Origin of the sequence: Rhizobium sp. Leaf371, assembly GCF_001424045.1 — a bacterium.
Lineage (GTDB): Bacteria > Pseudomonadota > Alphaproteobacteria > Rhizobiales > Rhizobiaceae > Ferranicluibacter.
Genome location: NZ_LMQB01000026.1, coordinates 157,228 through 170,456 on the forward strand (window position 1 = coordinate 157,228; position 13,229 = coordinate 170,456).

Annotated in this window: 11 protein-coding genes and 1 pseudogene; 2 read left to right on the forward strand and 10 right to left on the reverse strand. The window is 63.1% G+C overall.

Going from position 1 to position 13,229, the window contains the following annotated elements:
* Positions 1–73: 73 nt before the first annotated feature.
* Positions 74–1,900: a translational GTPase TypA gene (gene typA / locus ASG39_RS18020; protein ID WP_062596351.1), complete on the forward strand. Its 1,827-nt coding sequence runs from the start codon at positions 74–76 to the stop codon at positions 1,898–1,900.
* Between the two features lie 323 nt (positions 1,901–2,223).
* On the opposite strand, the gene ASG39_RS18025 is transcribed toward typA, so the two are convergent.
* From ASG39_RS18025 to ASG39_RS18050, 6 genes and pseudogenes are all read right to left on the reverse strand, one after another.
* A complete protein-coding gene (locus ASG39_RS18025) occupies positions 2,224–2,796 on the reverse strand; it encodes a CarD family transcriptional regulator (protein WP_062596352.1) in 573 nt (190 codons plus the stop codon).
* A gap of 388 nt (positions 2,797–3,184) precedes the next feature.
* Positions 3,185–3,523, reverse strand: coding sequence for a ferredoxin FdxA (gene fdxA / locus ASG39_RS18030; RefSeq protein WP_062596353.1), 339 nt, complete (start codon positions 3,521–3,523; stop codon positions 3,185–3,187).
* A 294-nt stretch (positions 3,524–3,817) separates the two neighbouring features.
* Positions 3,818–4,244, reverse strand: a pseudogene (locus ASG39_RS18035) (RNA-binding S4 domain-containing protein).
* A gap of 14 nt (positions 4,245–4,258) precedes the next feature.
* Positions 4,259–7,552: a helicase-related protein gene (locus tag ASG39_RS18040; protein ID WP_062596354.1), complete on the reverse strand. Its 3,294-nt coding sequence runs from the start codon at positions 7,550–7,552 to the stop codon at positions 4,259–4,261.
* A gap of 151 nt (positions 7,553–7,703) precedes the next feature.
* Positions 7,704–8,429, reverse strand: a complete 726-nt coding sequence (locus ASG39_RS18045; RefSeq protein WP_062596355.1) for a beta-ketoacyl-ACP reductase — start codon at positions 8,427–8,429, stop codon at positions 7,704–7,706.
* Between the two features lie 124 nt (positions 8,430–8,553).
* Complete coding sequence (locus ASG39_RS18050) at positions 8,554–9,735, reverse strand: acetyl-CoA C-acetyltransferase (protein WP_062596356.1); 1,182 nt, start codon at positions 9,733–9,735, stop codon at positions 8,554–8,556.
* 221 nt (positions 9,736–9,956) lie between these two features.
* Here ASG39_RS18050 and phaR point away from each other — a divergent pair, with 221 nt between their 5' ends.
* Positions 9,957–10,538: a polyhydroxyalkanoate synthesis repressor PhaR gene (gene phaR / locus ASG39_RS18055; RefSeq protein ID WP_062596357.1), complete on the forward strand. Its 582-nt coding sequence runs from the start codon at positions 9,957–9,959 to the stop codon at positions 10,536–10,538.
* Positions 10,539–10,631: 93 nt separating this feature from the next.
* On the opposite strand, the gene ASG39_RS18060 is transcribed toward phaR, so the two are convergent.
* The 4 genes from ASG39_RS18060 to mtgA all read right to left on the reverse strand — a co-directional run bounded on the left by ASG39_RS18060 (position 10,632) and on the right by mtgA (position 13,072).
* The gene (locus ASG39_RS18060) at positions 10,632–11,039 is read right to left on the reverse strand and encodes a hypothetical protein (RefSeq protein ID WP_062596358.1); all 408 of its coding nucleotides are present in this window, start codon (positions 11,037–11,039) and stop codon (positions 10,632–10,634) included.
* Positions 11,040–11,311: 272 nt separating this feature from the next.
* The gene (gene rpmF / locus ASG39_RS18065; RefSeq protein ID WP_062477634.1) at positions 11,312–11,494 is read right to left on the reverse strand and encodes a 50S ribosomal protein L32; all 183 of its coding nucleotides are present in this window, start codon (positions 11,492–11,494) and stop codon (positions 11,312–11,314) included.
* 172 nt (positions 11,495–11,666) lie between these two features.
* Positions 11,667–12,314 (reverse strand): glutathione S-transferase family protein, encoded by a 648-nt coding sequence (locus ASG39_RS18070; protein ID WP_062596359.1) that lies wholly within the window; start codon positions 12,312–12,314, stop codon positions 11,667–11,669.
* Positions 12,315–12,385: 71 nt separating this feature from the next.
* Positions 12,386–13,072, reverse strand: a complete 687-nt coding sequence (gene mtgA / locus ASG39_RS18075; RefSeq protein WP_082477345.1) for a monofunctional biosynthetic peptidoglycan transglycosylase — start codon at positions 13,070–13,072, stop codon at positions 12,386–12,388.
* Positions 13,073–13,229: the final 157 nt, after the last annotated feature.

A 13,229-nucleotide genomic window follows, 5' to 3' on the forward strand; every position in this document is an offset into this window, starting at 1 on the left:
AAACATGTAAGAGCCCGGACAATGAAGTTGCGGCGTTCCCAAGACACGCCCCGAGCCCCCGGATACCCAAATCATGAATATGCGCAATATCGCGATCATCGCACACGTCGACCATGGGAAAACGACCCTTGTCGACGAGCTCCTGAAGCAGTCGGGCTCGTTCCGCGAAAATCAGCGCACCGTCGAGCGCATGATGGACTCGAACGACCTCGAAAAGGAACGCGGCATCACCATTCTTGCCAAGGCGACCTCGATCGAGTGGAAGGGCGTCCGCATCAACATCGTCGACACCCCCGGTCACGCCGACTTCGGCGGTGAAGTCGAACGTATCCTGTCGATGGTGGATGGCGCGATCGTTCTGGTCGACAGCTCGGAAGGCCCGATGCCGCAGACCAAGTTCGTGGTTTCCAAGGCGCTGAAGGTCGGCCTTCGCCCGATCGTCGCGATCAACAAGATCGACCGTCCGGACGGCCGCCACGAGGAAGTCATCAACGAGGTGTTCGACCTCTTTGCAAACCTCGACGCCACCGACGAGCAGCTCGACTTCCCGATCCTCTACGGTTCGGGCCGCGATGGCTGGATGAACGTCAACCCGGAAGGTCCGAAGGACGAGGGTCTCGCACCGCTTCTCGATCTCGTGCTGAAGCACGTTCCCGAGCCGACCGTCGAAGAAGGCCCCTTCCGTCTGATCGGCACGATTCTGGAAGCCAACCCCTTCCTCGGCCGCATCATCACCGGCCGCATCGCATCCGGCACGATCAAGGCGAACCAGGCCGTCAAGGTTCTGGGCCAGGACGGCAAGCTGGTGGAAACCGGCCGCATCTCCAAGATCCTCGCCTTCCGCGGCATCGAGCGCACGGCCATCGAAGAAGCGCAGGCAGGTGACATCGTCGCGATCGCCGGCCTTTCCAAGGGCACCGTCGCCGACACGTTCTGCGACCCCTCGGTTACCGAGCCGATGAAGGCGCAGCCGATCGATCCGCCGACCGTCACCATGTCCTTCATCGTCAACGACAGCCCGCTTGCCGGCACCGAAGGCGACAAGGTCACGAGCCGCGTTATCCGCGACCGCCTGCTGAAGGAAGCTGAAGGCAACGTCGCACTGAAGATCGAGGAAGCCGAAGGCAAGGATTCGTTCTACGTGTCCGGCCGCGGCGAATTGCAGCTCGCCGTTCTCATCGAAACCATGCGCCGCGAAGGCTTCGAGCTTGCCGTGTCGCGTCCCCGCGTCGTCATGCACAAGGACGAGGACGGCACGCTGCTGGAGCCGATCGAGGAAGTCGTCATCGACGTCGATGAAGAACACTCCGGCGTCGTCGTGCAGAAGATGTCCGAGCGCAAGGCCGAAATGGTCGAGCTGCGTCCCTCGGGCGGCAACCGCCTGCGCCTGCGCTTCTACGCACCGACACGCGGCCTCATCGGCTACCAGTCGGAACTTCTGACCGACACGCGCGGCACGGCGATCATGAACCGCCTTTTCCACGACTACCAGCCCTTCAAGGGCTCCATCGGCGGCCGCGTCAACGGCGTTCTGCTTGCCAATGGCTCGGGTGAGGCCGTGGCCTATGCCATGTTCAACCTGGAAGATCGCGGCCCGATGATCATCGAGCCCGGCGAGAAGGTCTATGCCGGCATGATCATCGGCATTCACTCGCGCGACAACGACCTCGAGGTCAACGTGCTGAAGGGCAAGCAGCTGACCAACATCCGCGCCGCCGGCAAGGACGAAGCCGTGAAGCTGACCCCGCCGATCCGTATGACGCTGGACCGCGCGCTGTCCTGGATCCAGGACGACGAGCTGATGGAAGTGACCCCGAAGTCCATCCGCCTGCGCAAGATGTACCTCGACCCGAACGACCGCAAGCGTTTCGAAAAGAGCCGTACGGCCGGCGCCGCATAAAGCTTCGAGCCCGACCTGAACATGGAGCCCTGTCTTACCAAAGGCGGGGCTTTTTTGTGCCGGCCTGAAGTTCCGGTCCTGAAACCGCAGCGGCCCAGGGGCCCGCATGTGCGCTCCGAACGCACCCCGCGGCACGTATCCTGATCTCCGTGAGAAGCGCCTGCAGCGCCACGATCGGCCCTTATCAGCGATAGGCGGTATGGTCATCGAGCAAGGCGGCGGCATTGATCCGCGCAACCCCGGCATCCCGTGCCTGCCGGACGGCATAAAAAAACCCCGCCTCTTTCAAGGCAGGGTTTTTGAACAGAGAGAAGCGGGACCGATTATGCGGCTTCTTCTTCCTGAGTTTCGTCTTCCTCGACGGTCTTGCCGCGCTTGGGACCCTTGGCAAGGTTTGCCTCGACCAGACGCACGGCCTCGGTGCCGGACATCTTGTTGACGGCGGCAATTTCGCGCGCCATGCGGTCGAGAGCGGCTTCGTAAAGCTGCCGTTCGGAATAGGACTGTTCCGGCTGATTTTCGGCACGGTACAGATCGCGAACGACTTCCGCGATGGCGATCAGGTCGCCGGAATTGATCTTGGCATCATATTCCTGCGCACGGCGCGACCACATGGTCCGCTTCACGCGTGCCTTGCCCTGGACGACCTTCAACGCACGCTCGACGAAATCCGTCTCTGAAAGCTTGCGCATACCGATGCTGACGGCCTTGGCGACCGGCACCTTGAGGCGCATCTTGTCCTTGTCGAAATCGATCACGAACAATTCAAGAGACATTCCGGCGACAACCTGCTCTTCGATAGCGACGATTTGTCCAACACCATGCGCCGGATAAACAATCGATTCACCGGTTTTGAAGCCATGGCGCGTGGAGGATTTTTTCTGCTGGGTCGTCATTCGTTTCAAAAACTCCCTGTTACGCTCCCGGCATGGGCCGGGGTCGGGTCAGTCAGGCCCGGGATGGACGGGCATCCTGCGGGTCACTCCTTACTGAAACTCCCCAAACGAATTCAAACGCTTCGGCAAACAGATCACACACAGGCAACGGACGTTGCATGGAGACATGAACCGTGGCGAAGGAGAATTTGCTTTCGTGATGGTTCGGGCACGCAAAAGTGCCACGATGTGGATCAGTATCCGGACCCTACCACAAAAATCTGTCGAAATCAATGTTTCGCTTAAGCCACAGGCAAGCTTCGCCGCATGTCGTTAAAAACGGCGTGCCGGTTTCCCTCAAGGAGACCGCTATCGAATCACGCGCTGCAGAGCGCGCGGCCAGGCGACCTTAGTCGCCCTGACCCGGGTTGGGCGAGAAGAACTTTTCGTACTTCCCTTCAATCCCGTCCATTTCCTTGGCTTCCGGCATTTCGTCGCGCTTGATCGTGATGTTCGGCCACTGCGTCGAAAAATCGGCGTTCACCTTGAGCCACATGTCGAGGCCCGGCTCGGTATCCGGCTTGATCGCGCCTGCCGGACATTCCGGCTCGCAGACGCCGCAATCGATGCACTCGTCCGGATGGATGACCAGAAAATTCTCGCCTTCGTAAAAGCAGTCGACCGGGCACACCTCGACGCAGTCGGTGTACTTGCAGCGAATGCAATTGTCGGTGACGACGTAGGTCATGCTCTCACTCCAGTCGGTCTCGTCTCGAACCCGGGCGCTTGGGAAGCCTTGGGGTGAGCGAGGATCACACAGCTTTCGGCCCGAGGGCCCGATCGTCAGAAGAACCACATGGTCCGGTGCTGTTTGCGCCGGCCTGCAGCCAGGGTTTGCCCGAACCCGCAGCATGGGCCCGGATCGTCGGGCCTCAGCGCATTGCGCCCGGTGGCATTCCCGGTGTTGTTGCGTGAGGTAACGGCTTTGCCCAACCTTTGCAAGGCTCTTGCGTTCCAATCCGAGCCCGGGAAAAGGAGGATTTTACTCCTCGCCGCCGCCGTCCCACCCGTCCTGCAACCGATCGATCTCGCGGCGCTCCCGCTTGGTCGGCCGGCCACTGCCCGGCTCCCGCGTCGCCTGCTCGAAAGGCGTCAGGCGTTCTCCGGGAACGGGCGCGGGCGTCAGGTCGTCATAGAGCCGTCGCGCTTCCTCATAGGGGCCGCGCCGGCTGCCGCCGCTGCGCATGCGCACCGTGACATCGCGACGGTCGAGCGACAACATCACTACATCGCCGGCCTTCACAGCATGCGAAGGCTGGGTGACGCGATGATCGTTGACGCGAACCTTCCCCCCTTCGATCGCCTTCTGGGCGATCGAAGGGGGACTTCGTCAGGCGCGTGAAGAAGAGCCACTTGTCGAGGCGCTGGCGGGAGGCGGCCTCTGCAGGCGTGATCTCCGGGTCGGCCATGACGTCGCAGCTCCTTATTTCTTCATCTGCTCCTTCAGGGCAGCCAGCTTTGCAAAGGGCGAATCCGGATCGATCGGCTTGTCCTTGCGCGGCGGGCGGGCCTCGAAGGTCGCCGGTGCCTGCGATTTGCCGTGGCCGCCCGTGCCGGGCTTGCCACCCGGACGGTCGTTGCGATCCCGGCGATCGCCACGATCGCCCTTCTGATCGGAGCGAGCGCCCTCACCCGGCTTGCCGTCGCGGCCGCGATTGCGATCCGGACGTCCGCCGTCAGGACGACCACCGCCGGCCTTGCGCTCGCCGTCACGGTCGTCACGCCGGCCCTGCGGCCGGCCTTCGGACGGTGCAGCACCTTCACTCGGCGCCGAAGCGGCCCTGTCCTGGCCCGGACGGTTGCCGCCACGGCGATCGCCCGAACGGGCCTCGCGCTGGCCGGGACGACGGTCGCCCTGGCGCTGGTTGTCGCTGCGACCACCCGGACGCCAGAGAAGCACGGGCTTGACCTCGGCTTCGGCCACGTCGCCGGCAACGGCATCCGACGGTGCAGCATCCGCGGCAGCGGGCGCCGTCTCCGCAACAGGCTCGGACACAGGTGCGTTCTCGGCGGTCGGCTCGTCCGTCGTCACCGGCGCATCCGAAGCCGCTTCGGGCTCCGCAGCCGGGGCCTGGACCTCAGCGTCGGCCGAAGCAGCCACATCGGCTGCCTCCTCGGTCGTCGCATCGGAGGTATCGTCCGCGGTGGCCGCATCGGCCATCGGAGCGGTTTCGCCCTCCGTGTCAGACGTCTCCGTCTCGGTCGTCTCGGTCTCAGACGTCTCGACCTTGGGCGCAGCAGCGCTCGTGGCCGGCGCCTGCGCGCCGAGGAACGCTGCAGCCTCTTCCGGCTTCACGCTGTCGGCGCGATAGCCGAGACCCTTCAGGATCTCTTCCATATCGTCGGGCGTCGCACCCAGGATCGACAGCATGGCGGTCGTGGTCGTGAACCGGCGACCGTCATAAGCGCCGTCCGGCCGCGCCGTCGTGCCCGGCTTCCACTGCAGAAGCGGACGAATGAGATCGGCGAGACGCTCGAGAATATCGATGCGCACCGCGCGCTTGCCGAGGAAGCGGAAACCGGCAAGCTTGTAGAACATGCGCTCATAGGACGGATCGGTGACGATCGACGTGCGGCCGGCTGCGAGGACCGGAATAAGCTCGCCATAGCCAGGCTTGTCGAGACCATCGTTCTTCAGCGCCCAGAGCAGCGTGATGAGTTCGGCCGGGGCCGGCTTCAAAAGTGCGGGCATGAAGATGTGATAGGCGCCAAACCGGATGCCATGGCGGCGGATCGAGGCACGCGCCTCCTGATCGAGCGACTTCACGTCTTCGGCGACATCGCGCCGGAAGAGGACACCGAGGCTTTCGACCAGCTGGAAGGCGAGACCCTTGGCAAGACCCTGCAGGTCTTCGGCGCGCGAGAGGTCGTCGAGCGGCTTCAGCACGGTGGCGATATGGTGATTGACGTAGCGCTCGATGCGGGCAGCGACATGATCGCGCGCCGCACCCTGCAGCTGTTCATCCGCCAGCAGGATGACGCGGGGCCGCATGATGTGCTCGCTCGGGGCAAGCCGCGCGACGGGATCGCCGAGCCAGCGCACGAGGCCGTCCGACGACAGCGCCAGATCGGCATTGCCGGCAGCGTGCAGACGGGCGGCACGGGCTTCGAACTCCAGCGCCAGCGCCTTCTGGGCGGCACCCTGCACGGCGCGGGCATCCAGCCCGTCCGTCGTGGTGGCCAGCACGAACCGGAAACCGGTGAGTTGTCCCACATGATGTCCCTCTACGAAGACATCGCCATTCACACTGATTTCCGCTTCCAGCATCGCATTCTCTCTCAGCCGCTTCATGAGCACAGATGTCCTGCGGTCAACGAACCGTTTCGTCAACCGTTCATGTAACGCGTCGGACAATCGATCTTCGATTTCCCGCGTCTTTTCCTGCCAGTGTGTCGGATCGGCAAGCCAGCCGGGCCGGTTCGACACATAGGTCCACGTCCTGATCTGCGCGATTCGCGCTGATAGCGTGTCGATTTCCCCGTCCGTATGGTCCGCCCGACGCACCTGCTCGGACATGAAATCCTCGTTGACGGTGCCGCGTCGCACAAGGTCGGAATAGATCGTGGCGATGAGATCGGCATGCTGCGCCGGCGCGATCCGCCGGTAGTCGGGAAGCGCGCAGGCCTCCCAGAGCTTTTCCACCGTCTGCGCATTCGTCGCCAGCGCCTTGACCTCGGGAAGCGTCGTCAGGAATTCGAGCGCCTGCTGATCGACCGCCGGAAGCGCCCGTGTCAGGCCGTGAACGGCCGGCGGCGCTTCCAGCGTCTTCTTCAGCGTCGTCACCGAGGTGAAGTCGAGCGCCTTGGAGCGCCATTGCAGCACGCGCACCGGATCGAACTGGTGCTGCTCGATGCGGTGGACGAGTTCGTCATCGAAAGGCTCGACGCGCGACGTGACGCCGAACGTCCCGTCGCGCAGATGCCGCCCGGCTCGGCCCGCGATCTGGGCAAGCTCGCCCGGATTGAGGTTGCGGAACTGGTAGCCGTCATATTTGCGGTCCTGCGCGAAGGCGACATGATCGACGTCGAGATTGAGACCCATGCCGATGGCATCGGTCGCCACCAGATATTCGACCTCGCCTTCCTGGTAGAGTGCGACCTGTGCATTGCGCGTGCGCGGGCTCAGCGCGCCGAGCACGACGGCAGCGCCGCCCCGCTGGCGGCGGATGAGCTCCGCGATGGCATAGACCTCGTCGGCCGAGAAGGCGACGATGGCAGAGCGCTGCGGCAGCCGCGTGATCTTCTTGGAGCCGGCATAGAGGAGCTGCGACAGGCGCGGACGCTCGACGATGGTGATGCCCGGCAGGAGATGCTCAAGGATCGGCCGCATGGTGGACGCGCCGAGCAGCAGCGTCTCCTGCCGCCCCCGCAAATGCATCAGCCGGTCGGTAAAGATGTGCCCACGCTCGAGATCGCCGGCCAGCTGCACCTCGTCGATCGCGACGAAGGCGGCCTTCGTCTCGCGCGGCATCGCCTCGACGGTACAGACGGAATAGCGGGCGAGATGCGGGGTGATCTTCTCTTCGCCGGTGACGAGCGCGACATTGTGCGCGCCGACCCGCTCGACCACCCGCGTGTAGACTTCGCGGGCGAGAAGACGCAGCGGAAGACCGATGACACCGGTTTCATGCGCGACCATGCGTTCGATTGCATAATGCGTCTTGCCGGTGTTGGTCGGGCCGAGGACCGCGATCACGCCGCGGCCACTCAAGATCATCGGTTGGTCAGGCACGTTTCAGACCTTGCGCATTGTATGGGCGGCAAACGTCGAAACGTCGGCGGCGCGACACACATGACCACGCTGTGCAGGAAACACAAGGCCACGCGGCCAAAAAGACCGTCCATCGCGATGCGATGGACGGAATTTCTCAGACGAAGAACTGTCCGCCATTGGCCGACAGCGTCGATCCGGTGATGAATCCGGCATCGTCCGATGCCAGGAACACCACGCAGCGCGCCACTTCCTCGGGCTCGCCGAGCCGGCCGACCGGGATCTGCGGAATGATCCGCTCGTTCAGGACCTTTTCGGGAATCGCCCGCACCATTTCCGTGCCGATATAGCCGGGGCAGATGGCATTGACGGTGATGCCCTTTGCGGCACCTTCCTGCGCCAGCGCCTTGGTAAAGCCGATGTCGCCGGCCTTGGAGGCGGAGTAGTTGGCCTGACCCATCTGGCCCTTCTGGGCGTTGATCGAGGAAATATTGACGACACGACCGAAGTTACGGTCCCGCATGCCGGACCAGACCGGATGCGTCATGTTGAAGAGACCGTTCAGGTTGACGTTGACGACCTCCGTCCACTGGGACGGCGTCATCTTGTGAAACATGGCGTCGCGCGTGATGCCCGCATTGTTGACCAGAACCTCGACCGGCCCGAAGGCCTCCTCGATCTTGGCGACACCGGCCGCGCAAGCGGCATAATCCGACACATCCCATTTGAAGACCGGCACACCCGTGACCTCGGAAAAGGCCTGCGCCTTTTCGTCATTGCCGGCATAATTCGCTGCAACGCGATATCCGGCACCCTTGAGTGCAATCGAAATGGCGGCACCGATGCCGCGCGTTCCCCCCGTTACCAAGGCAACCCTGCTCATGCACGTCCTCCCTCTTCATGACGGTCTTTGAAATCCATCGTATTGTCCCGGCGGGTATCGGCGGGACGTTTGCAGGCCGGCTCAGCACCGGCCTTTGGCGTCAACCTGTGGCGTCGACCTCGTCTCAGAGCCCTTCGACGCAGAGGGCGATGCCCATGCCGCCGCCGATGCAGAGCGTGGCAAGGCCATGCTTGGCGCCCCGACGCTTCATCTCGAACAGCAGCGTGTTGAGAATGCGCGCGCCCGAAGCGCCGATCGGATGACCGATGGCGATCGCACCGCCATTGACGTTGACGACGGACGTGTCCCAGCCGAGATCCTTGTTGACGGCGCAGGCCTGCGCCGCGAAGGCCTCGTTGGCTTCCACGAGGTCGAGGTCGGACGCGGACCATCCGGCCTTTTCCAGCGCCTTGCGCGAGGCGGGGATCGGGCCGGTGCCCATGATCTGCGGATCGACGCCGGCCGTCGCCCAGGAGGCGATGCGGGCCAGCGGGGTGATGCCCCGGCGCGTGGCTTCCTGCTCGCTCATCAGGAGCGTTGCCGCGGCACCGTCATTGAGGCCCGAGGCATTGGCGGCCGTCACGGTGCCTTCCTTGTCGAAGGCCGGGCGCAGCTTCGCCATGCTCTCGATCGTCGCGCCATGGCGGATATACTCGTCGCTGTCCACGGTCACATCGCCCTTGCGCGTCGAGACGATGAACGGGATGATCTCGTCGGCGAAGCGTCCTGCTTTCTGGGCGGCTTCGGCCTTGTTCTGCGACGCAAGCGCGAACTGGTCCTGGTCGTCGCGCGACAACTGCCACTTCTTGGCGATGTTTTCAGCCGTCACGCCCATGTGGTAACCATGGAACGCGTCCGTCAGGCCGTCCTTGATCATGGTGTCGATCATCTTGAAATCGCCCATCTTCACGCCGGAGCGCAGATGCGCGCAGTGCGGTGCCATGGACATGGATTCCATGCCGCCGGCCACGATGATGGAGGCATCGCCCGTGGCGATCTGCTGCATGCCGAGCGCGACGGCCCGCAGGCCCGAGCCGCAGAGCTGGTTCATGCCCCAGGCCGTCTTTTCCTGCGGCACGCCGGCTTTCATGGCCGCCTGACGCGCCGGGTTCTGTCCCTCGCCGGCAGACAGCACCTGCCCGAGAATGACCTCATCGACCTCGGCGGCTTCGACGCCGGCGCGCGCCAGCACGCCCTTGATCACGGCGGCGCCCAGCTCATGGGCCGGCGTATTGGCGAACGAACCATTGAACGCGCCGACGGCGGTGCGTCCTGCGCTGGCGATGACGATGGACGGTGTGCTCATCACGGTCTCCTCCCTTTTGATGCAATCGGATCCGGCTGGCGAGACCCTCTATGAGAGGAGTCTGAACTAGGTCAGCGCGCAAGTCAAAGCGTAACTGGATAAACCTGTAAGTTGATACGCGAGCGTGATCGCCGCAGCGCACAAAGAGATTGTCTTATGCTGCGCTTTCCGCATATCCTCATGAAATGCCATAAAAACAGCAATTTGGGGAGGAGACCCTGATGGCGAAGCAGGACGGTCAGATCGTTATCAAGAAATACGCGAACCGGCGGCTCTACAACACCGGCACGAGCACCTATGTCACGCTCGACGATCTCGCGGTCATGGTCAAGAAGGGGGAGGAGTTCAACGTTCAGGACGCAAAGACCGGGGAAGACATAACCCATTCCGTCCTGACGCAGATCATCTTCGAGCAGGAGAGCAAGACCGGCAACACGCTTCTGCCGATCTCGTTCCTGCGCCAGCTTATCGCCTTTTACGGCGATCAGATGCAGGCGGTCGTGCCGAGCTATCTCGAACATTCCATGCAGGCCTTCACAGACCAGCAGGTGCAGATGCGCGAGCAGATCGGCAAGGCCTTCGGAGACACGCCTCTGAGCAAGAACCTTCAGGTGCCGCTGCAGCTTGTCGAGGAACAGGTAAAGCGGAACACGGAGATGTTCCATCAGGCCATGCAGATGTTCTCGCCCTTCATGGCCGCAGCACCGCAGGCGCGCGAACCGCGCAAAGCCGAGGCCAAGGACATCGACGAGTTGAAGGAGCAGCTGCGCGCGCTCCAGAGCAAGCTCGAGAACCTGACCTGAGGTCTACCGGAGACGGCGCTCGTCACGGTCGCCGTTCTCCCGCCCCCAGCTTCCCGCTGGCTCCCTTGGCTCTCTCTTGCCTTCAGGGCTTTCTCAAAGCCCGATCGAGACATCCCGCCCCGCCGTGCGCATCGAGATCGTGAAGCCGGCGATCACGTCGATGAAGCTGATCGCCATCAGGATGAAGAAGATGTCGGTCGCCGCGCCCGCCACCAGCAGGAACTCGACCAGAAAGACGATGAAGAGCACCATCGACAGGATGTGATCGACCAGCGTCTTGGAACTCGTCCGGGTGGCTTTGAGAATTTCCACGAAGAGAAGAACCAGGCTTCCGACGATCAGGAGATCGCCGAGGCTCATGTTCCACGTCGCGCCGGACAGCATGGCAAGGCTCGTCACGGTATCTGCGAAGACGGCAACGCCACCCGAGCCGAATGCCCCCGTCATCGCGAGATTGTAGAGCGCGAACGGCAGGATCAGGAGGGGGATGGATGCGAGCATGGCGAGGTCCTGTCTGGCAAAAATCGTCTGTCCCGGTTTTGTCCCGGTTCCTGCCCTGGTTCTGGGCACGGCCGAGGTATGAACCAGGCATGTGCAGCAATCAAGGCAAGGGAAGGAGACGGCAATCGAGACGGTCGGCGGTCGGCCGTGCGGTCGGGACCGACCCTGAAAACGCGGAAAAGGCCAGCACGGGGCCAGCCTTTTTCAAAATCTATCGCTTTGACGCCCCGTTCGCAGCACCGCCAAGGTCAGGCGAGCCGAACGGATGACGATCAGCTTGCCTTCGGCGTCAGGACCTGACGACCACGGTACATACCGGTCTTCATGTCGATGTGATGCGGGCGACGCAGTTCACCGGAGTTCTTGTCTTCGATGTAGGTCGGGGTCTTCAGCGCATCAGCAGAACGGCGCATGCCGCGCTTCGACGGGCTCGTTTTTCTCTTAGGAACAGCCATTTCAAACACTCCACGTATCGGGGGAAACCACCAGTCTGCGGACCGTTGAACGGGCCGGGATGAAGGCGTTTCAATCTCGGAATTGGCCGGGCTTATACATGCAAGATGCCATCTTGGCCAGACCCCACAGGTTTTTTTTGGCCTGCCAGTGCGAAGTTTCGGCAGGTCGCGCTCAGGCCTCGTCTTCCGGGACGATCCAGGTCTCTTTCAGGGCATCCGTCTGCCAGGCGACGAAGGCCGGATGCGCCTTGACCGCGGCCATGTAAGCCAGCGACACCGGATCTTTCGTCAGGGCATAGATCTCGAAGCGGTTGACGACCGGGGCGAACATGGCATCCGCGGCCGTAAAGCGTCCGAAGAGAAACGGCCCGCCCGATCTGGCGAGAGCCTGCGCCCAGATGGTCTCGATCCGCGCGACGTCCTCCGTCACGCCGTCCGGCAGGGCGATCGCGCCGACCGGCCGGCGGATGTTCATCGGGCAGGCGCCGCGCAACGCACGAAACCCCGCCAGCATTTCCATCGACATGCTGCGCGCCGTTGCGCGGTCGGTTCGATCCTCCGGCCACAAGCCGGCCTCGGGAAAGAGTTCGGCCGCATATTCGATGATCGCCAGCGATTCCCACACCCGGATATCGCCATGGTGCAGCACCGGAACCCGGGCTGTCGGCGAAATCTCCCGGAAGCGCGGATTGCCGTTGGGGAAGTCGAAGGGGATGACGACATCGGCAAAGGGGACGCCGCAGGCTTTCAGAGCCAGCCATGGCCGCAGCGACCAGGAGGAATAGTTCTTGTTGCCGACGTAAAGGACGAGGTCGCTCATGCGGGGTCTCCTGTAACCGTCCCGGCGTTAGACCAGACCTTAGAAAGTCTATCCAATCAAAAGGCGTGATTTCAGGGATAAAGGCACTTGATGTATCCGCCCGACGCGCCCGCCCGACGCTCGATCATGGCGGCGAGCCGCTTTAGCCCCCGCCCCGGCTTGCCGGCATTGCGATCGATCGGATTGGGCAAGGAAACGGCAAGAAGGGCGGCTTGGCGCCGCGTCAGCTTGGAGGCGGGCACGCCGAAATGATGCTGCGCCGCCGCCTCCGCGCCGTAGATCCCCGGCCCCCATTCGGCGATATTGAGATAGATCTCCATCAGCCGTCGCTTGGTCCATACAAAATCCGCGGCCAGCGCCAAAGGCAGTTCCATGGCCTTGCGCACGAAGGAGCGGCCGTTCCAAAGAAACAGGTTCTTGGCCGTCTGCATGGGAATGGTGCTCGCGCCCCGCGTCTGCTCGCCCTCCAGCGCGTCGTCGACGACGCCGCGCATCTGTACCCAGTCGACCCCGGCATGCATGCAGAACTGCCCGTCTTCCGACATCATGACCGCCTGGACGAGATTGGGCGAAATTTTCTCGAACGGCACCCATTGCCGGTCATAGCCGCGAAACAGCGCGAGGTCGCGCAGCATGAGTGAGGACACGGGATGCACGACGTTCGGAGAATAGAGGATGATCAGTGCATAGGGCAGCAGCAGGAGAACGACGGCGATGACGACCAGCCGACGCCAGCGGCGCCTCATCCGCGCGAGCATGCCTCGTTTGGCGTTTGACGGCAGTTCCTCATCTCCACCTGTGTCCGGGCCACGGTCGTCCTGATCCGCCGGATGCCTTCCGCCAGCATCGCCCGACAGCATTTCCGGGCATGCCTGGAAGGGCACGTCCGGTGGCGCGTCCGTGACGGGAAATACG

What these genes read in the sequence shown, in the direction of transcription:
- typA (WP_062596351.1), top strand. Translation starts at nt 74, where the DNA reads ATGAATATGCGCAATATCGCGATCATCGCACACGTCGACCATGGGAAA.
- ASG39_RS18025 (WP_062596352.1), bottom strand. Translation starts at nt 2,796, where the DNA reads ATGACGACCCAGCAGAAAAAATCCTCCACGCGCCATGGCTTCAAAACC.
- fdxA (WP_062596353.1), bottom strand. Translation starts at nt 3,523, where the DNA reads ATGACCTACGTCGTCACCGACAATTGCATTCGCTGCAAGTACACCGAC.
- ASG39_RS18040 (WP_062596354.1), bottom strand. Translation starts at nt 7,552, where the DNA reads ATGATCTTGAGTGGCCGCGGCGTGATCGCGGTCCTCGGCCCGACCAAC.
- ASG39_RS18045 (WP_062596355.1), bottom strand. Translation starts at nt 8,429, where the DNA reads ATGAGCAGGGTTGCCTTGGTAACGGGGGGAACGCGCGGCATCGGTGCC.
- ASG39_RS18050 (WP_062596356.1), bottom strand. Translation starts at nt 9,735, where the DNA reads ATGAGCACACCGTCCATCGTCATCGCCAGCGCAGGACGCACCGCCGTC.
- phaR (WP_062596357.1), top strand. Translation starts at nt 9,957, where the DNA reads ATGGCGAAGCAGGACGGTCAGATCGTTATCAAGAAATACGCGAACCGG.
- ASG39_RS18060 (WP_062596358.1), bottom strand. Translation starts at nt 11,039, where the DNA reads ATGCTCGCATCCATCCCCCTCCTGATCCTGCCGTTCGCGCTCTACAAT.
- rpmF (WP_062477634.1), bottom strand. Translation starts at nt 11,494, where the DNA reads ATGGCTGTTCCTAAGAGAAAAACGAGCCCGTCGAAGCGCGGCATGCGC.
- ASG39_RS18070 (WP_062596359.1), bottom strand. Translation starts at nt 12,314, where the DNA reads ATGAGCGACCTCGTCCTTTACGTCGGCAACAAGAACTATTCCTCCTGG.
- mtgA (WP_082477345.1), bottom strand. Translation starts at nt 13,072, where the DNA reads ATGCTCGCGCGGATGAGGCGCCGCTGGCGTCGGCTGGTCGTCATCGCC.